This is a genomic window from Collimonas sp. PA-H2 (genome assembly GCF_002564105.1).
Taxonomy (GTDB): domain Bacteria; phylum Pseudomonadota; class Gammaproteobacteria; order Burkholderiales; family Burkholderiaceae_D; genus Collimonas.
Map to the genome: position 1 here is coordinate 1543483 of NZ_PDBX01000001.1, position 22310 is coordinate 1565792.

Here is a 22310-nt window from a genome sequence, read left to right on the forward strand (position 1 = left end):
ACATTGCTTCCTTAGAATACTGCACTAACACGCTTATTTTTGTGACGCCGCCTCAGTCGCCCATTTTGAAAATACCGTCAGATTTTCATTGTTTGCGAGGCGGGCGGTGTGCTGGAGTACGCCAAGCATTTCAGGCGTCCGCTCCGGGAATATTTTCTTCATCCGCAAGAACGTTGTCTGCGCCTCGGCATCGCGTCCGGACATCGCCAGATAGATACTTTGACGCACAATCACGTTATTGTCGATCATGGTGTTCAACAGGCGTTGGTTAAGCGCCATGTTTTCCGGCAAATTCTCACCATTCAGGATGCGGCCGGTACTATCGATATAGTCTACATAAGGCTTGAGGAAGAATTTGCTCGGCATTTGCGCAATTTCTTTCAGTTCCGCAGCGCGCAAAGCACGCGAGTAGTAATTGACGGTTCTTCTGCCATACATATCGGTCACGTAGATGGCTTCAAAAAAGGAGTAAAACAGAACCCCGATGGCCACAAAACTGGTTCCTTTGACAATTACGTTGATCAGCGTTGGCGGGAATTTTAGGCGTACGGCGCTCGACTCGAACATCCCGGCGAGAACGCCGAGCGGCAGCAGGAAATAAGCGTACCAGAGCGGATATTCGACCATGCTGTGCAGACCGAGAATGATGATCACGCCGAACACAAACTGCTTTTCAGGCGAAGATGGAAACTTCAGGAACCTCAGCAGCCACAACCCTACAATGGACAAGACCGCGACGGTACAGAAAATGCCGGTTTCAGCAAGCAATTGCACGACAATATTATGAACGTGGTTGGCAGGCATGGTCGGCAGCACATCTGCTTTCAGGAACTCATAGGAAGCCAGACGTCCCCATCCGATACCGAACCAGGGCGACTCCTTGAAAAGCGACCAGCCTATATGCAATAAGTCCAGGCGCCCGCTCCAGCCGGTATTTAGTCGCTCGGACGCCGTGGTAAATTCGGATCCCAGATAGTGAAAGATAACGTGCAATGCGTAACTCAACAGCAGATAGATCAATGGCATGCCGCAAACCCAGATGGTGCGGCGAGGCGGGTTGCCGTTAACGCTGGCGCTCATGGGGAAAAACCAGAACAGCGCACTCAGGGAAAGCACGTAAATAAAACCACTGCGTTGACCAGTCAAGATCATCCCGGCAAACAAGAGAAATGCAAAAGGCAGATAGAGACTCAGTCGAACCTTGCCGCGAGATCGCAGGTAGTGTGCCGCAGCCCAGCCGATTGCCAGGTAAGTGGCAACGTGATTGGTTTGACCGATATTACCGTATGGATTGTGACCCGTAACTCTCGGCATCATAAACGGCATGCGGGAAAAATCTTGCCATGGCAGTTGTACAAATTGCACCGCAACAGTATAAGCAGCTCCAACGATAAAAAATACCGCGAGATATAACATACCCCGCTCAACCAAGTCTCGTTGTCGCAACCAATACCCCAGTTGAACCGCAGCACATAAACTGACGAAATAGCAGATCGGCAGGAGGACTTGCTGCACGTATTCGGGTGGGCGAACAACTGACTGAATTACTGTAAACACAAGCAAGAACAGACCGGCCAATGAAATTTCCGGGATAATTGATTGACGTATGCCTTTGCCATGAAAGCAGGCAATAAGTAGAGCTACCCACAACACTAAAAAAGATTGCCATTCGGCAAACAATGATGAAATTGGCGCTTCATGATATGGCTGAACAAATGGCAGCAGACAAAGTAATCCGAGTAAAGCCAATATCCAATTAGTTGTGTCGATCTGCTTCAATTTCTCTGCTCCATTTACTCTTACATCAGCTTGCACGCACTCTAGCCCAAGGTCTCGCTCACATTGTCAGCGGCAAGCAGATATACAGGCGCCGACAACAAAGCTTAGGGTGATTGCCTATATAAAATATTGGAAATAGGAACTTAGTAAAAAAAAGCCCCTCTCGAAGAGGGGCTTCATCACGGAAGGCACAGCACTCAGCAACGCCAATCGTACATAAACTGGTCGCTAATATTAGGAACCGTTCAGTTTAGTTGTAACATAATTCGAAGCAGCTGTGTTTGTGAAGCTGCCAGGAACAGCAGCCCATTTGAGGACTGTATCACCCGCACTAGGAGCCGCAGTAAATGTAATTGTCGCAGTTGTTGGGACACCAGTACCCAAAGGAGCGCTGGTACCATTCAATGTAGCAGTAATAACACCTGTAGCCCCCCCAGCAACAGCAAAGGTCGCTTCCTTGGTACCAATAACTTTGACTCCTGCACTGGTCAAATCCGTCCCTGCAGGAAATACGCCATTTGCCTGGTAAAACTCAGCAGCGGCCAGCTCGAGGGGAGCAACGGCGCTAGCCACATTCGCCAATTTAGCGCGCAATGTGTAGTCTTGATACTGAGGAATCGCCACAGCGGCCAAGATGCCGATAATCGCTACAACGATCATCAATTCGATCAGGGTAAAACCGCGCTGTGCACGTTTAATCATTTTCATCGATTTCATTTGTTTCTCCGGTTAATAAAAAGGGGGGCTTCACTACTTCACTACACGGGATATACAGCAATGTCTGTGCCAGTGGAAAATCTCGGACTTTCAAAGACTTGTGCTTGGAAAAGTGAGGAAATTTGGCAGATTTGCGATGTGAAGCTGACAAAGTTTGTCACAAAGAAACTATGATTATTCGTCATTCATGGCCCTATCCTAGATCTGACGTATATGCGACTACCTAAATATGAAATGCGGCAAAACATGCCCCTCCAGTTTCATCAATTACCAAGGTAAATAAAACTGGCGTTAAGCTTAAATGCAGAGACCAAGCCATATCGCAGAGCAATTTCGTTATTAGATAAGCAATTGCTATCGTCTTCATTAGCAAGCCGGCATAACTGATTTGATTGCTACCAGCCGCGTCGTCCTCGCGGAAGCGAGGGCACATCTTAAGATCAGCTTGGATTCCCGCTTGCGCGGGAATGAAGGGGCGGGAGTAAAGCGGTGAGGAATGTGCTGCGTATCGATTCCACAGCGCTTAGACGGCTTTCCAGGAAAATTTCATCAGGGTCCCGGCAATATCAATTACATCTTCATCCTTGAGCGGCCGTGCACCGGCACTCAATGGCGTGTCGTTGACACGGGTATAAGTCTGCCCTTCAACGTGGGTCAGTTCATAACCATGCGGCCGCCGCGTCACAATCGCGACCTGGATACCAGGACGGCCAATCGTCGTCAATACTTTGGTCAGCAACATCTCCTTGCCGGCGCTAGGCCCGTCCAGCACGGTAATGGTGGCATCCGGCCGCGGCACTGGAAACATCTTGGGCCGGTTGTCCTTGATTTCCTCATCCGTATCCACCTGGTACAGCAATTTGTACCTTGCCATCTGGATCACATCATTGTGCTGCAAAAAGTGCTTGGTAACCGGATGGCCATTGACCTGGGTGCCGTTGGTGCTGTTGAGGTCTTCCAGAAACGAGTCGTTGTAGATAGTGATGATGACCGCATGCTCGCCGCTGATGGCGAGGTTGTCGATGACCAGGTCATTGTGGGCGCGGCGGCCGATGGTGGTGCGCTCTTTGGTGAGCGTCATCTCTTGTATTACGGTGCCGCCTTTGGTCAGGATGATCTTCGCCATTCCTATCTCTCTTGGGAAACGCTATCTGTAAGTTGATTAAAACAATATCCTGGCGGCTATTGGTGCTGGCGCTGCTCTCACAATTCACACATCGGGCCGTACATGTCTTCACATACCCCAGTTTAATGTTGTTTTGGGGCAATCGTACTCAAAATCCGGGATTTATGTTGCGGCCCTGGCCGTTGCGCCGCCCACGGCCTGTGCTGGCAATTTAACAATGGCACCTATTCATTCTGCGCCACCCTGATCAAGATCACCGACACATTGTCCTGCCCGCCGGACTGGTTGGCAGCATTGATAAGCATGGTGCATGCCATCTTGAGGTCGCCCTGGGCGTCGCTGATGATATTGCTGATATCGCCGTCGCCGATGCGGTCCGACAGGCCGTCTGAACAGAGCAGGTAAAGATCCCCGGCCTGTATTTCATGCTGGTGGACTTCCACCACCAGCTGGTAGTCGATGCCGACAGCGCGCGTGACGATATTGCGGTTGAGGGCAAATTGCGCATCTTCGGCGCGGATCAGGCCGGCGTCGATCTGTTCTTGCAGCAGGGAATGGTCGCGCGTGAGCTGTTCCAGCAAGCCGTCGCGGATGCGGTAGGCGCGCGAGTCGCCGACGTGGGCGATGCTGACCTGGCCTTCAGGTTCGAACCAGGCTACCACCAGGGTGGTGCCCATGCCGCGGTATTCCGGCTCGCGGCGGGCGGCGTTGATGATGGTACTGTTGGCCTGACGCACGGCTTGCATCAGCCATAGACGGGTCGGCAGCTCCTCTTCCGGCTTTTGCAGGCGGCGGTACTCCTGCAGCTGGCTTTCGATTTCTTCCTGGATGGCGACGGTGGCGATGCTGCTGGCGACTTCACCGGCGTTGTAACCGCCCATGCCGTCGGCCAGGATCGCCAGCTGCAAGCCGGCGTCGACGACGACGGTGTCCTCGTTTTGTACTCGCACCATACCAATATCCGTTTTGGCGGCAAACTCAAGCGGCATATGTCGAGACATGTTCGGTGAAAAAAGATGATACAGATTAGGCGATTGCCAGATTACAAGCATTTTCCTTGGTTCTGCCGGGGACGGCAAGACATATTGCAGTATCTCCAGGCGCCGGCTTCAAGATGCCATAGCCGCGCCGCACAGGAAATTGTGCGGCCCAATAAAAAAGGGAGCCGAAGCTCCCTTTCCTGCCTGGCCGGCTGACACCACGCCGGCCAACCGTTTTGCTGGTTATGCGACGATTACAGCATCGCCTTCAGCAGACGCGCCATTTCCGAAGGATTCTTGGTCGTGGTGATGCCACAGGCTTCCATGATGTCCAGCTTGGCTTGTGCTGTGTCAGCGCCGCCCGAGATCAGCGCGCCGGCATGGCCCATGCGCTTGCCCGGAGGAGCGGTGACGCCAGCGATGAAGCTGACCACTGGCTTCTTCATGTTGTCCTTGATCCAGTAAGCGGCATTCGCTTCGTCTGGACCGCCGATTTCGCCGATCATGATGACTGCATCGGTTTCAGGATCGTCGTTGAACATCTTCATGATGTCGATGTGCTTCAAGCCGTTGATCGGATCGCCGCCGATGCCGACTGCCGACGACTGGCCCAGGCCCAGTGCGGTCAATTGACCGACTGCTTCATAAGTCAGGGTGCCGGAGCGCGAAACCACGCCGATACGGCCCTTCTTATGGATATGGCCCGGCATGATGCCGATCTTGATTTCGTCCGGTGTGATCAGGCCTGGGCAGTTAGGGCCCAGCAGCAAAGTCTTGCTGCCGGCTTTTGCCATGCGGTCTTTCAAGGCCAGCATATCGCGCACTGGAATGCCTTCGGTGATGCAGATCGCCAGGTCTAGTTCGGCTTCAACTGCTTCCCAGATCGCTGCTGCCGCGCCTGCTGGCGGCACGTAGATCACCGAAACGTTGGCGCCGGTGGCGGCCTTGGCTTCGGAAACGTTAGCGAAAATCGGGATGCCTTCGAAATCTTCACCTGCTTTTTTCGGGTTCACGCCGGCGACAAATGCGTTCTTGCCGTTTGCGTAATCGCGGCAGCCGCGGGTGTGAAATTGACCGGTCTTGCCGGTGATGCCTTGGGTGACGACTTTAGTGTCTTTGTTGATCAGGATCGACATAGTTGTTCCTTGTTATTTATTACTTACCGTTAGCAGCAGCAACAACCTTCTGCGCCGCTTCTTCCATGCTGTCCGCCGAGATGATCGGCAGGCCGGAGTCGGCCAGCATTTTCTTGCCGATTTCTTCGTTGGTGCCCTTCATGCGGACCACCAGCGGCACTTTCAGCGAAACGGCTTTGGATGCGGTGATGACGCCTTCGGCGATCACGTCGCAGCGCATGATGCCGCCGAAGATGTTGACCAGGATGGCTTTCAGGCCTGGGTTCTTCAACATGATCTTGAAGGCTTCAGTCACTTTTTCAGCAGTAGCACCGCCGCCGACGTCGAGGAAGTTGGCTGGCTCGCCGCCGAACAGCTTGATGGTGTCCATGGTGGCCATGGCCAGGCCGGCGCCGTTCACCAGGCAGCCGATATTGCCGTCGAGCGAGATGTAAGCCAGGTCGAACTTGGAAGCTTCGATTTCAGCTGGATCTTCTTCATCCAGATCGCGGTAAGCGACGATTTCCGGGTGACGGAACAGGGCATTGGCGTCGAAGTTGAACTTGGCGTCCAGGGCGATGACCTTGCCGGAACCGGTGACGATCAGCGGGTTGATTTCCGCCAGCGAGCAATCGGTATCCCAGTAAGCCTTGTACAGACCTTGCAACTGAACGCGCGCATCGGCGATCGAACCGGCAGGAACGCCGATCAGGGTGCTGATGCTGTCAGCTTCAGCATCGGTCAGGCCGGTAGCCGGATCGATGACAACCTGGTGGATCTTTTCCGGATGGCTGGCTGCGACTTCTTCGATGTCCATGCCGCCTTCGCTGGATGCCATCAGCACCACGCGCTGGCTGACGCGGTCGGTGACCATGCTCACATACAGTTCTTGCTTGATGTCAGCGCCTTCTTCGATCAGCAGGCGACGCACTTTCTGGCCTTCAGGGCCAGTCTGATGCGTGATCAGCTGCATGCCGAGAATCTGGTTGGCGTATTCGCGCACTTGTTCCAGCGACTTGGCAACCTTGACGCCGCCGCCCTTGCCGCGACCGCCGGCATGGATCTGAGCTTTGACTACCCAAACCGAACCGCCGAGTGTTTCGGCTGCCTTGACCGCGTCATCGACGCTCAGGCACGGGATGCCACGCGGTGTTGTCACTCCGAACTGGCGGAGAATTTCTTTACCCTGATACTCATGGATTTTCATGCGAGCTTCCCTTCTGACACTTAATTAAATGAAATTGCTTGGTTGGATAAATGAGTTTGTTGGTCTACTTCGGCTGGTGGGCTGATTGCCCACTTCGGATAATATTGGGCGACGACTGCGCCTTCACTACGTAAAGCATGACAGCGGTCGAGCTGGGGCGGCTTGCCCTGTCCGGCGGCAGCATCGGCGCCGCGGTCTATCTCGCCGCCGAAAGCCTGCAAGGCGGCGGTCGGCAAGATTTGCGCCAGCTCGGTTAAATGGGTGCAACCCAGGGCGCCGCCGATGCGCTCCTTGAGCATATAACGGAAGCCCTTGACCAGGCTCAGGCCGACCAGGGTTTTATACGCGGGGTTGATGGTATTGCAATAGCCCTGATACGGCACCGCTTCCGAATTTGCTTCAACCTCGACGATGGTGAACTGGCGATCCAGCGTCAGCCGCAGCCACAGGCTGTGCAGCGGCGCGCCTGCGGGCAAGTTGCCGGCAGGTAAAGTAAGGTCGAAAGGCTTGGTATCGGTCAGGTGCGCATCCAGTTCCCACAAGCCGTCGTCGCGCACAAATGCTTCGATGTGAATCGCGCGGGTGTGCTTCAACGCTCGGCGGGAAATGGATGGTGTCAGAGACATAATGGTGGACTTATTTGCGTGTCGTTACCACAGTTTCTATGGTAACTGCCGCTCCTGCGGTTTGCAAAAAACCCCAAAAGTGTAGCACAGCTTCGCTGGCTTAGCGATGTTGACGGACAGTTGCAAAATAGCCATCAACGGCGTTCGCCATGGAATCAGCTGGAGAAACAAGAAGGCGCAAGATAGAAAGCAGTATGAGCATGCTGCCGGTTTTGTCGCATTTCAATCACATATATAAATGCAGCGCTTCGCTCTCAGCAATCTTCAGCGTCCTCATCCCCGCCTTTTACCGCTGCCTGTATGGCCCGATGAGAAAACCCGCGCTGCAGCAGGAAGCGCATCTGCTTGGCCCGTTCGGCAGCGTCCGCCGGCGGCTGATTGAATTTCTTGCGCCAGACCTCGCGCGCGCGCGCGACTTCGCCGCTGGCCAAGTCTGCCTTGATGTCCACCAGTGACTCGGCGTCAATCCCGTGGCTTTGCAATTCGGAGAGGATGCGGCTGTTGCCGTAGCGATGGGCGCGGCGGTGGATCAGTGATTCGGAGAAGCGCGATTGCGACAGCAGCTTGGCGGCTTCCAACGTGTCGAGCAAGGCTTCGATGTCGTCGCCTTCCTGTGCATAGCGCGCCAGTTTGCGCGCCAGTTCCAGGCGGCTGTGTTCGCGTGCCGATAGATAGCGCAGCGCCCTGCCCTTCAGGCTGATTTGCAGTTTGGCCATCTCCGCTTTCCGAGTAATGCGTATTAAGTATCAAGTAGCGCTGGTTATGTACTTTATGTACTGTATGTGCAGCTCGCTACAAACAACAACGCCTTTCAAAAACCCGTTGCGCGGAATTTTATGAAAGGCGTTTTCTTTGACTACCCAGCCGGCTTAATTGCTTAAGCGAGGCCGGCCAGGATGTTAGACCGGCTCTTCAGCCTTGGCCGCGGCCGCAGCAGCGGCTTTATTGGCCTTGGCAGCGGCTTTGTCAGCCTTGTCGCCGCCTTCCGCCTTGATCTCGCCCAACAGCGGCACACCCAGCGAAGCGCGCACCTTGTTTTCGATCTCGCGCGCCAGTTCCGGACGTTCTTTCAGGTAGGTGCGTGCATTGTCCTTGCCCTGGCCGATGCGTTCGCCGTTGTAGCTGTACCAGGCGCCCGACTTTTCAACGATCTTGGCATCGGAACCGAGATCGAGGATTTCACCTTCGCGCGACGTGCCTTCGCCATACAGGATGTCGAAGTGCGCTTCCTTGAATGGCGGCGCGATCTTGTTCTTGACGACCTTGACCTTGGTTTCGTTGCCGATGACTTCGTCGCCGGACTTGATCGAGCCGGTACGGCGGATATCCAGGCGCACTGAAGCGTAGAACTTGAGGGCATTGCCGCCGGTGGTGGTTTCCGGATTGCCGAACATGACGCCGATCTTCATGCGGATCTGGTTGATGAAGATCACCAGGGTATTAGTGCGGTTGATGCTGCCGGTCAGCTTGCGCAACGCTTGCGACATCAAACGTGCTTGCAGGCCTGGCAGGGAATCGCCCATGTCGCCTTCGATTTCAGCACGTGGCGTCAGCGCCGCCACCGAGTCGATCACGATCAGGTCGACGCCGCCGGAACGCACCAGCGCATCGGTGATTTCCAGCGCTTGTTCGCCGGTATCCGGTTGCGAGATCAGCAGTTCCGACAGGTTGATGCCCAGTTTCTGGGCATAGCCGACGTCCAGCGCATGCTCTGCATCGATGAAGGCGCAGGTGCCACCCAGCTTTTGCATTTCGGCGATGGTTTGCAGGGTCAGCGTGGTCTTGCCCGACGATTCCGGACCGTAGATTTCCACTACGCGGCCGCGCGGCAGGCCGCCGACACCGAGCGCGATATCGAGGCCGAGCGAGCCGGTCGAGACTACTTGCACTTCTTCGACCACCGCGCCGTCGTCCATCCGCATGACCGAACCTTTGCCGAACTGCTTTTCGATCTGCGCCAAGGCCGCGGCAAGGGCCTTGCTTTTATCCGGGTTGGCGGCGGATTTTTTATCGTCCATGGTTGCTCTTTCGACAAAAAGGATGAGGTTACTGTGACAAATTCGGGACTTCAGGTAAGCACTGTATAAAAAAACAGTGATTTATGCAAGCACTGTTATTCATTTTCAAAAAACCTGTGGCCATATTGTATGTCCGCAAGCCCCTGACTTGCATCCGGATTATCGCAAACTGCCAAACCAAGGCTATGTTTAGGCCTGAACTTATGCCCGATCCTGGTGAAAATACAGCGGACGAAGCGGGCGCAAATTATGCTTAATACGCATATCGTCATCCGGAAAAGTAAAAAGGACAACGGCCGGACGACAGCAATGCAATAATTGTGACGCTTATTTTTGCTTATTTCTTATTCCTGCAGCCAGTCCGCTGCCGGTTCAGACATATGCGCCATATTCAAAGCTAGGGGCAAGCGGCTTGCCCACTAATAAAAGGGAGAAGGTATGCGTACTACTTATTGGTTGAAACCATTGGCGGCATCGGTACTGCTGCTGGGCTTGCTGGGCAGCGTACAGGCAGCATCCGCACCCGCGGTCGAAGCGAAGAACGGCATGGTGGTGACTTCCCAGCACCTGGCTTCGCAGGTCGGGGCCGACATCCTCAAGATGGGCGGCAACGCCGTCGATGCGGCGGTAGCGGTCGGTTATGCGCAGGCGGTGGTGAATCCCTGCTGCGGCAATATCGGCGGCGGCGGCTTCATGACCATCCACCTGGCCGATGGCCGCGATACCTTCATCAATTTCCGCGAAACCGCACCGGCCGCGGCCAGCGCCAATATGTACCTGGACGCTAACGGCAAGGCGATCACCAACGCCAGCCTGTTTGGCTACCTGGCGGCAGGTGTTCCCGGCACCGTGCTGGGACTCGACAGCGCGCAACGCAAATACGGCAAGCTGACTCGTGCACAAGTCATGCAGCCGGCGATCAAGCTGGCGCGTGACGGTTACATCCTGAACCGCGGCGACACCGACATCCTCGACACCACCATCGCCCAGTTCAAGAAGGACCCGGAAGCGGCCCGCCTGTTCCTGCGCCGCGACGGCACGCCATTGCAGCCGGGCGACCGCCTGGTGCAGAAGGACCTGGCCAAGACCCTGGAAGCCATCTCGCGCAACGGTCCCGACGCCTTCTACAAAGGCGCGATCCCGGAAGCAGTGGAACGCGCCTCCAAGGCGGGCGGCGGCATCATTACCGCGGCCGACTTTGCCAGTTACAAGATCAGCGAAAGCGCACCGCTGTCGTGCAACTATCGCGGCTATGTGTTCGTCTCCGCCCCGCCGCCTAGCTCCGGCGGCGCCACCATGTGCCAGATCCTCAATATTCTCGAGGGCTACGACATGAAGGGACTCGGCTTCCACTCGGCAGCCTCGGTGCACTACATGACCGAAGCCATGCGCCATTCCTATATGGACCGCAACACTTTCCTGGGCGACCCGGCCTTCGTCAAGAATCCGCTGGACCGCTTGCTGAGCAAGGAATACGCCGCCGCTATCCGCGCAAAGATCAGCGCCGACAAGGCTACGCCATCGGTAGAAGTGCAGCCAGGCATGGCGCCGCACGAGAAGCCTGAAACCACCCACTACTCGATCGTCGACAAGGACGGCAATGCGGTGTCGACCACCTACACCATCAACGGCCGCTTCGGCGCCGTGGTGATTGCGCCGGGCACCGGCTTCTTCCTCAACGATGAAATGGATGACTTCACCGTCAAGGCCGGCGTGCAGAACCTGTTCGGCCTGGTGCAAGGCGCGACCAACTCGATCGCTCCCGGCAAGCGTCCGCTGTCGTCGATGGCGCCGACCCTGGTGACCAAGGATGGCAAGACTTACATGGTGCTGGGTTCGCCGGGCGGTTCGCGCATCATCACCATCACACTGGAAACAGCGCTGAATGTAATCGACTACGGCATGGCGCCGCAGGAAGCGGTCGATGCGCCGCGCATCCATCACCAATGGCTGCCGGACGAGGTGTACTACGAAACCCGCGGCCTGTCGCCGGATACCCTGAAGATCCTCGACGGCATGGGCTACAAGATGAAAGAGCAAACCCCTTGGGGCGCCGCTGAGCTGATCATGATCGGCTTGCCGGGTGCTGCCGGCGTTGCCGGCGCCAGCTCGGGCAATGACGCCGGCGTCTCGGGCATTGTCCGTCCGGGCCTTTATTACGGCGCCAACGATACACGCCGCCCTGCAGGCGCTGCCATCGGTTACTAAATAAGTAAATAAGCCGTTTCCGCTTTGTTACGCAAAAGATGGGCATCCGTACCTAATGCCGTTCAGTTAAGACTGAACGGCATTTTTATTTGCGGAACTCGTAGGGTGGGCACTCCGTGCCCACGCGGACGGGCCGGGGCACGAATGTCAGGGACACGAATATCCATGATACTGCGTGGGCACGGAGTGCCTACCCTACGCATGTCGTTCTGCCCTAACTGAACAGCATTAGGCTTCGGTGCCTATCTTTTTTTTCGCTCGTAAAAACCAAAAATGCCGTTTCCATGAGTAAAACGCATGGTTCTAATAGTATTTATCGTTTTATCCAGGGCCGAATCAAATTTACACTGCGCCTATCCTCCTCCGATAAAGAGTGCGCATGTCCACCACCAACCTGCAATTCATGCTGGCCTCCGTGCTGGGCGCCGAGCATGCCGACCAATTATCCGGCCTGCTGCAAATTCCAGCCAGCACCCTGCGCCCGCGTTCCGACACCGTATCGCGCATCGAGATCGCCCAGGCGCTCAACATGTTGCTGTTCGAGAAACTACTGAAAGCCGTCCCGCAAGGGAACGACTATGTGCAGGATTCTGTTCGCGCCGGCAACAAGATCCGTTTCGATCACGGCGCCCTGCGCACCGTGTTGGGCATCAGCACCGGCACCTTGCCGGCCGGCGAAGCGGCGTTCACGCGCATCCTGCGGCCGCTGGGCTACCGCGTGAACGGCATCTACCCCTTGCAGCGGATCAGCATGACCGGCCGCGCCTACGCGCATGAGGACGACGCCGAAGAAATCGCCCAGTTCTTCCTGAGCGAACTGCATCCGCACAATTTCTCGGTTGAATTCCAGCACACCGTCAACCGGGTCCTGGCGACCTCGCAAGACCCTATCGATCCGCACTCGGCGCAGTTGCTGCAGCAGCTTGGCGCAGACCAAGCCTTGCCGCTGGCCGATGCACTGCAGCTGTTGCCGGTGCTAGTCGCCTGCTTCGACCGCCAGCACGACCTGCCCAGCATCGCCGACTACCAGACCCTGCTGGCGGAATCGGCCGAGATGGCCTGGATTTCGACCGAGGGCAACGCCTTCAACCACGCCACCGACCGCGTCCCGAACGTGGAACAGGTCGCCGAGGCGCAACGCGCGCTGGGCCGCGCCATCAAGGAAAAGATCGAGGTTTCCCGGAACGGGCGGGTACGCCAGACCGCCTTCCGCGCCAGTACCGTGACCCGCGCCATGCGCGATGAAAACGGCGTGCTGGTCGAGATGAAGGTGCCGGGATCGTTCTACGAATTCATTTCACGCGACCGCTACCTGGACGCCGACAGTCAGGCCGAGAAGCTCGACCTGACTTTCGACAGTGCCAATGCCCAGGGCATTTTCAAGATGACCGCTTCCGCCACCCCAGCGGCCAATGCGCCTGAGATGAATCAAAGATGAAGCAAAAATGACAAACGCTAGCCTCACCCTGCAAAAAATCAGCGATCTGCTCGGCTCGCAAGGCTGCCTGAGCACACCGGAGCAACGCCAGCCCTATGAACACGGCGCCCGCTACGGCAGCGGCAAGAGCTTGTGCATTGTGCGCCCTGCCAACGTTGAAGAGGCGGCCGAACTGCTGCGCCTGTGCGCCCGGGACAAGATCCGCATCGTCGCCCAAGGCGCCAATACCGGGCTGGTGGGCGCATCTTCGCCCGATCAGAGCGGCCACGATGTGGTGCTCAACATGGAACGCATCAAGGGCGTCATCGATATCGATCCGGTCGACCGCGTGGTGCAGGCCTATGCCGGCACGCGCTTGTCGGAGCTCAACCAGGCGCTGGAAAAGCACGACCTGTATTTCCCCATCGACCTCGGCGCCGATCCCTCGCTGGGCGGCATGCTGGCAGCCAATACCGGCGGCGCCCGCCTGATCCGCTACGGCGACGTGCGGCACAACGTGCTGGGGCTTGAAGCGCTGCTGATCGATCCGCCCGGCGAGCGTCTGGACCTGACCAACCGGCTGCGCAAAAACAATACCGGCCCCGACTGGAAACAATGCTTCATCGGCACCAGCGGCGCTTACGGCCTCATCACCCAGGTGGTGCTGCAAGTGCATCCGCGGCCGCAGCAAAGCGCCACCGCGCTGGTCGTGCCGGCCTCGATGGAGGCGGCGGCGCTGCTGCTGCGCGACGCCGAACGTAATTTCGCCGATTTCCTCAGTGCCTTTGAAGGCATCTCGCAAAACGCCCTGCAATCGGTGCTGCAGCATGTGCCGGGCATCACGGCGCCGTTCGAGCCCTTGCCGCCTTACGCCTTCCTGATTGAACTTAGCTCGGCACGCCCGCGCAGCGCCGATTTCGACCTGGAAAAGCTGTTCGGCGCCTGGCTGGAAAGCTGTTTCGGCGATCTCATCCTGGATGCCGTGATCGACAAACCCGAGGTGCTGTGGCGCATCCGCCATGCCATCAGCGACAGCGTGCGCCAGGAAGGCAAAGTAGTGGCTTTCGACATTTCCGTGCCGCGTTCCCGGCTCGGCCAGTTCCGCCAGGAAGCAGTGGCGCTGCTGGAGCACAGCTACGCCGGCATCAAGGTCTTCGATTTCGGCCACTGGGGCGATGGCGGCCTGCACTTCAACCTGGCGATTCCCGAGCAGCTGATCGCCGATTTCCCGCCCTTGCGCATCAACGCCCTGCGCCAGGAAATCTACGACCTCGCGGTGCTTGAATATAAGGGCAGCTTCAGCGCCGAGCACGGGGTCGGGCCGTTCAACCAGCAATTCTACGAGCGTTATACGACGCCCGAACAACTGGCCTTGGCGGCAAGAATGCAAAACGTCTTCGATCCCGAACGGCTGCTGGGGGTCACCAGCTATGCTTCTACGCGGTAATGCCGCCGTCGATGCCGATTAGCGTATATGCAAGCTAAAGGTAAAGCTGAAAAGCTGCGCGTTTGGTATAGTGCCTGCTCAATAGCAAGCACGGCAGCACATACCTACACGGCACCACGAAAAATGCGCAGATTCATCCCCTCGACCTCCTGTCTGATCGCTTTTGACACGGCCGCACGCCACCTCTCCTTCACCAAGGCGGCCAACGAACTGCACATGACCCAGGGCGCAGTCAGCCGGCAGGCGGCGATCCTGGAGGATTATCTCGGGGTAAAACTGTTCGAGCGCATCAACCGCCGCCTGATCCTGACCGCCGCCGGCGCCGAATACGCCGGCCAGGTAGCTGTCATCCTGAAAGAAATCGAGATGGCGACCTTCCAGGTGATGGCGCACAAGAATTCGGGCGGCGTGCTCAATCTGGCAACATTACCGACTTTCGGCATCAAGTGGCTGATTCCGCGCCTTGCCAAATTCACCGCCGCGCATCCGGACGTGATCCTGAACCTGAGCACCGAAGTGCTGCCTTTCGATTTCAACAACCGTGCGGTCGACGCCGCCATCCACTTCGGCGAGCCGAACTGGCCCGGCGCGGTGATGGTGCGGCTGATGGGCGAGGAAGTGGTGCCGGTGTGCAGCCTGGCGCTGAGCAAGCAGATCAAGCGCATCGAAGACCTCGGCGGCATGACCTTGTTGCAACACACTACCCGCCCGCAAGCCTGGCAGGACTGGTTCAACCATGTCGGCGTGACATGTCCCGACGCCCTTTCCGGCCCCCGTTTTGAGCAGCTGGCGATGGTGATCCAGGCCGCCGCCGCCGGCCTCGGTGTGGCGCTGATGCCGAAATTTCTGGTGGAAACCGAAATCGCCCTCGGCCAGCTGCACGTGCCCTTCCCCTTTGCAGTGAAAAGCCCGCAAGCCTATTACCTGACCTATCCTGAGAAAAACGCCAGCAAGGCGGCCGTGATCAAGTTTCAGGAGTGGATCCTGAGCGAACTGGCGGACGCCTGAGTCCGGCGTTTAGCCCGCTGCATGATCAAAGGTAATGATGTCCTGATATTTTTTGATTTTAAGATTCCTCGATTTATTCCTTATACTCAGCTATATCACTGATATGAAACTCGCCCATTCTTGAGGCAAGCTGATAGAACTCAGAACAAGGACATCATGACGCAAATCTCATCCATCTTCGCCGAACTCGGTTTCGACTTTTCCGCCCATGCCGGCAACGACCTGCATTCGCGCTCGCCGCGCGACGGCGCGGCGATTGGCGCGCTGCGCGCCCATACCGCGGCGGAAACCGAAGCCGCCATCAAGAACGCCCATCAAGCTTATGAAAAATGGCGCGTGGTGCCGGCGCCGGTGCGCGGCGAACTGGTGCGCATCCTGGGTGAAGTGCTGCGTGAAAACCGCGAGCCGCTGGGCAAGCTGGTGACGCTGGAATCCGGCAAGATCCTGTCCGAAGGCATAGGCGAAGTGCAGGAAATGATCGACATCTGCGATTTCGCGGTCGGCCTGTCGCGCCAGCTGTACGGCCTGACCATCGCTTCCGAGCGTCCTGGCCACCGCATGATGGAAACCTGGCATCCGCTGGGTGTGTGCGGCGTCATCACCGCCTTCAACTTCCCGGTCGCGGTGTGGGCCTGGAATGCCGCGCTGGCGCTGGTGTGCGGCAACGCCGTGATCTGGAAACCATCCGAAAAGACCCCGGTAGTCGCGCTGGCCGTGCACGCCTTGTATGAAAAAGCCGTGGCGCGTTTCTCGCAACAACGTCCAAACCTGCTGCCGGACCATCTGTGCCAGGTGGTGCTGGGCCGCGCCGAGATCGGCGCTACCCTGTCAGCCTCGCCGCTGGTGCCGCTGATCAGCGCCACCGGCAGCGTGCGCATGGGCCGCAAGGTTGCCACCACCGTGGCAGAACGTCTCGGTCGCAGCCTGCTGGAACTGGGTGGCAACAACGGCATGATCGTCACCCCGAGCGCCGACCTCAGCCTGGCTTTACGCGCCATCACCTTCTCCGCCGTCGGCACCGCCGGCCAGCGCTGCACCAGCTTGCGCCGCCTGTTCGTCCATAGCAGCATTTATGCAGACGTGGTGAGCCGCATCGAACGCATCTACGCTAGCGTCAAGGTCGGCGATCCGCTGGCAGCGGACACTCTGGTCGGTCCGCTGATCGACCAGCAATCGTTCGAAGGCATGCAGGCCGCGCTGGAGCAGGCCAAGGCCGAAGGCGGCGTAGTCACCGGCGGAGAGCGGGTGCAGATCGGCGACAACGGCAACGCATTCTATGTGCGGCCGGCGCTGGTGCGCATGCCGCAGCAAAGCGCCATCGTGCATCACGAAACCTTTGCGCCTATCCTGTATGTGCTGTCCTACGATAATTTCGAGGATGCCGTGCGCCTCAACAACGCCGTGCCGCAAGGCTTGTCGTCCGCCATCTTCACCAATGACGTGCGCGAAGCGGAAGCGTTCATGTCCGCCAGCGGCAGCGATTGCGGCCTGGCCAACGTCAACATCGGCACCAGCGGCGCTGAAATCGGCGGCGCTTTCGGCGGCGAAAAAGAAACCGGCGGCGGCCGCGAATCGGGTTCCGATTCCTGGAAGACCTACATGCGCCGGGCGACCAATACCATCAACTACAGCCGCACTTTGCCTTTGGCGCAGGGCGTCAAGTTTGATATCGACTAAGCCGGAGCGGAATGGGGTAACGTTAGGACTGTCTCGATAAACCTTACCCTGTCTCTAAGCGACCCCGACTGCGCGTCCCGGTCTAGGCGACCCCGACATTCCCGCGAACGCGGGAATCCATTTTTACATCAGTAACATGGATCCTCGCGTTCGCGAGGATGACGGAGCAGTAGGGTGTGCTAGTTGCACACACACTATCCTTATATCTTCAGCAAAGTCGGCGCGCGCTGCTGCAGGATATCCTCCATCCGCACCTGGATCGCTTGTTTCATTTCGGGATGCGTCAGGATGTAAAAACGTTCCGCCGCAATCGCATCAAATACGTCATCGGCAACCTGGGTGACCGGGATGCCGTTCTCTACTGCGTGCAGCACCGCCATGGCTACCTTGGCGGCCACGGGGTCGGCGGCTGCCGGGGCTTGCTTGGCGCCGTCGCGATTGCGTTCCGAATGGCCGATGCCGGTCTTGACCCATCCCGGACATAGCACCGACACCTTGATCAGCGACTTGCGCAAGGCGAGATCGTGATGCAAGCCCTCGGACATCGTCACTACCGCATGCTTGCTGGCGTTGTAGCTGGCCAGGCTGGGCTGCGAGGTGAGACCGGCCATCGAAGCCGTATTGACGATATGCCCTTCCTCTCCGTGCTTGAGCATGGTCGGAACAAACGCGCGCAAGGCATGCGTCACGCCATAGAAATTGACGCCCATGACCCAGTCCCAATCCTTCTGGCTGGTTTCCCAGGCCGGCTTGGCGACCGCGACGCCGGCGTTATTCACCAGCAGGTGCACCTTGCCGAATGTGGCGAAGGCCTGCTCCGCCAGCGCGTTGACCTGCTCTTCACTGGCGACGTCGGTCGGCACGCCGATGACCTCTATCCCTTGCGCCCTGAACTCCGCCACCGTGGCTTCCAGCTTGGCGGCGTTGATGTCGGCCAGCACCAGTTTCATGCCTTCGGCTGCAGCGCGTACTGCGATGCCCTTGCCTATGCCTTCGGCGCCGCCGGTGATGACCGCGACTTTGCCCTGTAAATTTTTCATGCGTGTTTTCCTGTCAATCCAAGTATTAATGCAAGTATTAATTCAGCAGATAGCCGCCATCGACATTCATGCAAACCCCGGTGGTGTAACTGGCCGCCGGCGACACCAGGTACAGCACCGCGCCCGCCATCTCGTCCGGCTGGGCGACGCGGTTCATGGGAATGTGCTGCAGCGCCTGTTTCAGGATAGCTGGATTGTCGATCAGGGCCGCCGCAAACTTGGTTTCGGTAAAGCCAGGCAGCAAGGCGTTGACGCGCACGCCGCTGGCCGCGCATTCCTTGGCGAAGGCCTTGGTCATCGAGATCACCGCCGCCTTGGTGATCGAGTAAATTCCCTGGAACACGCCAGGCGTGACGCCGTTGACCGAGGCGACATTGACGATGGCGCCGCCACCGCCCTGCGCCATCAGCTTGGCGCCGTAAGAAGACATGAAGAAATAGCCGCGGATGTTGACGTCGACCGTTTTCTGGAAGGCCGCCAGGTCGGTCTCGACGATCGGTCCGAAATGCGGATTGGCGGCAGCGTTGTTGATCAGGATATCCAATCGGCCGTGCTTGCCGGTGATGGCCTGGAACAGTGCTTCGATCTGCGCCATTTCACCGATGTGGCAAGCGATGGTTTCTGCCGTGCCGCCGGCTGCCACGATCTCCGCCACTACCTTGTCGCAGGCCTCCGCCTTGCGGCTGGAAACGATGACGTGCGCGCCATGCTGCGCCAGCGTGCGCGCGATCGATGCGCCGATGCCGCGGCTGGCGCCGGTCACCAGGGCGATTTTTCCTTTCAGGTCAAACATGGATGTGCTGGTCATGCCTTGCTCCTTTAACTGGTTGTCTATCGATAACTCACTAAGCCTGGATCGCGCGCGCTTTCAAGGTGTGCGTAACTATTCATGTAGCTCAAGCTGACCCGCCCCGGGCTGTGCAAGAGCTTGGTGACGCCGGTGTTGACCAGCGCCCAGTTCAACTCGAAAATCTGGCGGTCCGGGATCGCCAGCAACTGCTGGCAGATCACGCTGACCGGGCCGCCCGAGGTAAACACCCAGGCGGACTGGCCCTTGCCGGCAGCTTCCAGCAAGCGCGCCAGGGCGGCGCTGCAGCGCGCCTTGAACACCGTCCACGGCTCATCATAGTCGCCGTCGTGCTCGCCGCCGACCCAGCGCGCTACCGCCTTGGCAAACACTTTCTGGAAAGCGCGCGTGGGATTTTCCTGCTGCGCCAGGTAGGCCGCCAGCACGGCAGGATCGGCAAACTCAGGCATCAGCCGCAACAGTACTTGCTGGTGATCGAATTCGTCGAAGCCCGGGTCCAGCAAAGCCTGCGGCGCACGCTCTGCTCGCGGCGACCACGCGGCCAGGCAGGCATCGCTGCTCTGCCGATGGCGGCGGTGACTGCCGGTGACCAGCAAGGAAATATCCTGGCCGGTCTGTGCCAGCCACTGCCCCAGCAAGGTCGCCTGCCGTGCACCCAGCTCAGAGAGCTGGTCGTAATCGGCGGCGCCGAAGCTGGCTTGGCCATGCCGCACCAGATAGATGGCGCCCATCTCAGGCTTGCTCCGGTGCAGCTGGCATCAGTGTGATCTGGCTCATATGGTCGATTGCGCGATCAGATTGCGGCAGCGCTGGTCAAGATAATTGACGACGTGGCCGAACATGGCGAACTGCGGATTCGTGGTTTGCCCGTGATGGAAGCGGTAATAGATTTGCTGGATGATCACCGCCAGCCGGAACAAGCCGTAGATCTCATAGAAATCGAAATGGTCGGTGCGGTAGCCGGTCTGCTCGCCATAGTAGGCAATCACTTCCTTGCGCGTCAGCATGCCCGGCAGGTGCGTCGGCTGGCGCCGCATCATCATGAATTGCGGCTCGTCGTCGGCCTGTACCCAGTAGGCCAGCGTATTACCGAGGTCCATCAGCGGATCGCCCAGGGTCGCCATTTCCCAGTCCAGCACGCCGATCACCTTCAAAGGATCTTCGGCATCCAGCACCACGTTGTCGAAACGAAAATCGTTGTGGATCAGGCAGGTGGCGACGTCGGCTGCCGGCATCTTGTCGGCCAGCCAGCGCATCACTTCTTCGCAGTCGACCACGTCGTCGGTGCGCGCCTTGCGGAAGCGCTCGCTCCAGCCGGCAATCTGCCGCTGCACATAACCCTCGCCCTTGGCCAGATGGGCCAGGCCGGCCGCCTGGTAATCGACCTTATGCAGGGCGATCATCTTGTCGATCACGTTCAGGCAAAGCTGGCGCGTGTCGCTCTCGCTCAGTTCCATGCCGGGCGGCAGCTTGTTGCGCAAGATGATGCCGCGCAGCCGTTCCATCACATAGAAATCGCTGTCCATCACCTCGCGGTCCTGGCAAGTTGCAAACACGCTAGGCACGTAAGGATAGACCGGCTTCAGCTCGGCCATGATATTGGCTTCGCGCAGCATGTCGTGGGCCGACTTGGCCTTGGCGCCGAACGGCGGCCGGCGCAGGATCAGTTCGCGCTCGCCGTAGCTCAGCAGGTAGGTCAGGTTGGAGGCGCCGCCAGGAAACTGGGTCACCACCGGCAAGCCTTGCAGGCTGCTGTCGACGCCTTGCAGAAAGGCGGCGATCTTGGCGACGTCCAGTTCTTCGCCGCTGCGCACCGCGCCGGCTTGATCGATCAGGCTCATGCCGCAGCTCCCTGCGCCGCGGCGCGAACGCCTTGCGCTTTCAGTTCCAGCTTGGCGATCAGGGCCCGATGTACTTCGTCCGGGCCGTCCGCCAGCCGCAGTATGCGGGCATAGGCATACAGGCCGGTCAGCGGCAAGTCGTCGCAGACGCCGGCGCCGCCGTGCATCTGGATCGCCTGGTCGATCACCAGCTGCGCCACGTTCGGCACCACTACCTTGATCTGCGAAATCTCGCTCATGGCTGCCTTGGCGCCGACGTTGTCCATCATCCATGCGGCTTTCAAGGTCAGCAGGCGCGCCTGTTCGATACCCATGCGGGCATTGGCGATGATGTCGGCATTGCCGCCCAGATCGGCCAGCGGTTTGCCGAAAGCAGTGCGCGTCAAGGCGCGTTGGCACATCATTTCCAAGGCCACTTCAGCCGCACCGAGAGCCCGCATGCAGTGATGAATGCGACCTGGTCCGAGACGACCCTGGGCAATTTCAAACCCGCGTCCTGGCCCGGCGATGATATTCGACAGCGGTACCTTTACATTGGTGAAACTGACTTCGCCGTGGCCGTAGGGCTCGTCGAGCGCGCCGAATACCGGCAGCATGCGTTCGATCTTGACCCCGGGCGTATCCAGCGGCACGATCACCATCGAATGGCGCGCGTGTTTGGGGCCGTCCGGGTAAGTCAGTCCCATGAAAATCACGAACTTGCAGTCGGGATGGCCGATGCCTGTGCTCCACCATTTGCGGCCGTTGAGCAGCACTTCGTCGCCTTCGACGATGGCAGTGGCGCGCATATTAGTGGCGTCGCTGGAAGCGACTTCGGGTTCGGTCATGCAGAAGGCCGAGCGGATTTCACCGGCCAGCAGCGGCTTGAGCCATTGTGCTTGCTGCGCCGGCGAACCGTACTTGACCAGCACTTCCATATTGCCGGTATCCGGCGCGTTGCAGTTGAAGACTTCCGGCGCGATGTGCGAGCGGCCCATGATTTCCGCCAATGGCGCGTAATCGGTATTGCTGAGGCCGGCGCCGAATTCCGCGTCCGGCAGGAACAGATTCCACAAGCCGGCTGCTTTCGCCTTGGCTTTCAGCGCCAGCATCACCGGCGGCACATTCCATGGCCGCGCGCCGCGCTTGAGCTGGCTGAAATATTCCGCTTCCGCCGGCAGCACGTGCTCGTTCATGAAGGCATTGAGCCGCTCGATGTATTGGCGGGCCTGGGGTGAATAAGCAAAATCCATGACGTTCCTCGACGGTTGGCGATGCAATCAGTGTGCCGCAAGGTCTATAATTCATCAAATGAAT

18 protein-coding genes and 1 pseudogene are annotated in these 22310 nt (G+C 58.3%); 5 read left to right on the top strand and 14 right to left on the bottom strand.

Annotation, left to right across the window (positions count from 1 at the left end; genetic code table 11):
- Positions 1–33: 33 nt before the first annotated feature.
- The 9 genes and pseudogenes from BCF11_RS06920 to recA all read right to left on the bottom strand — a co-directional run bounded on the left by BCF11_RS06920 (position 34) and on the right by recA (position 9568).
- Positions 34–1779: a PglL family O-oligosaccharyltransferase gene (locus BCF11_RS06920; RefSeq protein WP_143751275.1), complete on the bottom strand. Its 1746-nt coding sequence runs from the start codon at positions 1777–1779 to the stop codon at positions 34–36.
- 234 nt (positions 1780–2013) lie between these two features.
- Positions 2014–2496, bottom strand: coding sequence for a type IV pilin protein (locus tag BCF11_RS28285; RefSeq protein ID WP_098494092.1), 483 nt, complete (start codon positions 2494–2496; stop codon positions 2014–2016).
- Positions 2497–3019: 523 nt separating this feature from the next.
- The gene (locus BCF11_RS06930) at positions 3020–3622 is read right to left on the bottom strand and encodes an FHA domain-containing protein (protein WP_098494093.1); all 603 of its coding nucleotides are present in this window, start codon (positions 3620–3622) and stop codon (positions 3020–3022) included.
- Between the two features lie 224 nt (positions 3623–3846).
- Positions 3847–4674 (bottom strand): Stp1/IreP family PP2C-type Ser/Thr phosphatase, encoded by an 828-nt coding sequence (locus BCF11_RS06935; protein WP_369827735.1) that lies wholly within the window; start codon positions 4672–4674, stop codon positions 3847–3849.
- Between the two features lie 182 nt (positions 4675–4856).
- The gene (gene sucD / locus BCF11_RS06940; RefSeq protein WP_061943920.1) at positions 4857–5738 is read right to left on the bottom strand and encodes a succinate--CoA ligase subunit alpha; all 882 of its coding nucleotides are present in this window, start codon (positions 5736–5738) and stop codon (positions 4857–4859) included.
- 19 nt (positions 5739–5757) lie between these two features.
- A pseudogene (sucC, locus tag BCF11_RS06945) lies at positions 5758–6930 on the bottom strand (ADP-forming succinate--CoA ligase subunit beta); the annotation flags it as partial.
- Positions 6931–6944: 14 nt separating this feature from the next.
- On the bottom strand, positions 6945–7550 hold the full coding sequence (locus BCF11_RS06950; protein ID WP_098494096.1) for a DUF2889 domain-containing protein: 606 nt from the start codon (positions 7548–7550) through the stop codon (positions 6945–6947).
- A 254-nt stretch (positions 7551–7804) separates the two neighbouring features.
- Positions 7805–8266, bottom strand: a complete 462-nt coding sequence (gene recX, locus BCF11_RS06955) for a recombination regulator RecX (protein ID WP_098494097.1) — start codon at positions 8264–8266, stop codon at positions 7805–7807.
- A gap of 183 nt (positions 8267–8449) precedes the next feature.
- Positions 8450–9568, bottom strand: a complete 1119-nt coding sequence (gene recA / locus BCF11_RS06960) for a recombinase RecA (protein ID WP_098494098.1) — start codon at positions 9566–9568, stop codon at positions 8450–8452.
- A gap of 546 nt (positions 9569–10114) precedes the next feature.
- On the opposite strand from recA, the gene ggt reads away from it, so the two are divergent.
- The 5 genes from ggt (at position 10115) to BCF11_RS06985 (ending at position 17325) form a co-directional block, all read left to right on the top strand.
- Positions 10115–11776: a gamma-glutamyltransferase gene (ggt, locus tag BCF11_RS06965; protein WP_233212654.1), complete on the top strand. Its 1662-nt coding sequence runs from the start codon at positions 10115–10117 to the stop codon at positions 11774–11776.
- Between the two features lie 379 nt (positions 11777–12155).
- The gene (locus BCF11_RS06970; protein WP_098494100.1) at positions 12156–13214 is read left to right on the top strand and encodes a DUF1338 domain-containing protein; all 1059 of its coding nucleotides are present in this window, start codon (positions 12156–12158) and stop codon (positions 13212–13214) included.
- Positions 13215–13221: 7 nt separating this feature from the next.
- Entirely contained in the window at positions 13222–14640 is a 1419-nt protein-coding gene (locus BCF11_RS06975; RefSeq protein ID WP_098494101.1) for an FAD-binding oxidoreductase, read from the top strand.
- A 123-nt stretch (positions 14641–14763) separates the two neighbouring features.
- On the top strand, positions 14764–15648 hold the full coding sequence (gcvA, locus tag BCF11_RS06980) for a transcriptional regulator GcvA (RefSeq protein ID WP_098494102.1): 885 nt from the start codon (positions 14764–14766) through the stop codon (positions 15646–15648).
- 156 nt (positions 15649–15804) lie between these two features.
- Positions 15805–17325, top strand: a complete 1521-nt coding sequence (locus tag BCF11_RS06985) for an aldehyde dehydrogenase family protein (protein ID WP_199110779.1) — start codon at positions 15805–15807, stop codon at positions 17323–17325.
- A gap of 200 nt (positions 17326–17525) precedes the next feature.
- On the opposite strand, the gene BCF11_RS06990 is transcribed toward BCF11_RS06985, so the two are convergent.
- From BCF11_RS06990 to BCF11_RS07010, 5 genes are read right to left on the bottom strand one after another with little or no spacing between them, the layout of a single operon-like run.
- On the bottom strand, positions 17526–18365 hold the full coding sequence (locus BCF11_RS06990; RefSeq protein ID WP_098494103.1) for an SDR family NAD(P)-dependent oxidoreductase: 840 nt from the start codon (positions 18363–18365) through the stop codon (positions 17526–17528).
- A 37-nt stretch (positions 18366–18402) separates the two neighbouring features.
- Positions 18403–19173 (bottom strand): SDR family oxidoreductase, encoded by a 771-nt coding sequence (locus BCF11_RS06995; RefSeq protein ID WP_098494104.1) that lies wholly within the window; start codon positions 19171–19173, stop codon positions 18403–18405.
- A gap of 23 nt (positions 19174–19196) precedes the next feature.
- The gene (locus BCF11_RS07000; RefSeq protein ID WP_098494105.1) at positions 19197–19904 is read right to left on the bottom strand and encodes a histidine phosphatase family protein; all 708 of its coding nucleotides are present in this window, start codon (positions 19902–19904) and stop codon (positions 19197–19199) included.
- Between the two features lie 42 nt (positions 19905–19946).
- On the bottom strand, positions 19947–21014 hold the full coding sequence (locus BCF11_RS07005; RefSeq protein ID WP_098494106.1) for a phosphotransferase family protein: 1068 nt from the start codon (positions 21012–21014) through the stop codon (positions 19947–19949).
- Positions 21011–22246, bottom strand: a complete 1236-nt coding sequence (locus BCF11_RS07010; RefSeq protein WP_098494107.1) for an acyl-CoA dehydrogenase family protein — start codon at positions 22244–22246, stop codon at positions 21011–21013. The genes BCF11_RS07005 and BCF11_RS07010 overlap by 4 nt, the downstream gene beginning before the upstream one ends.
- Positions 22247–22310: the final 64 nt, after the last annotated feature.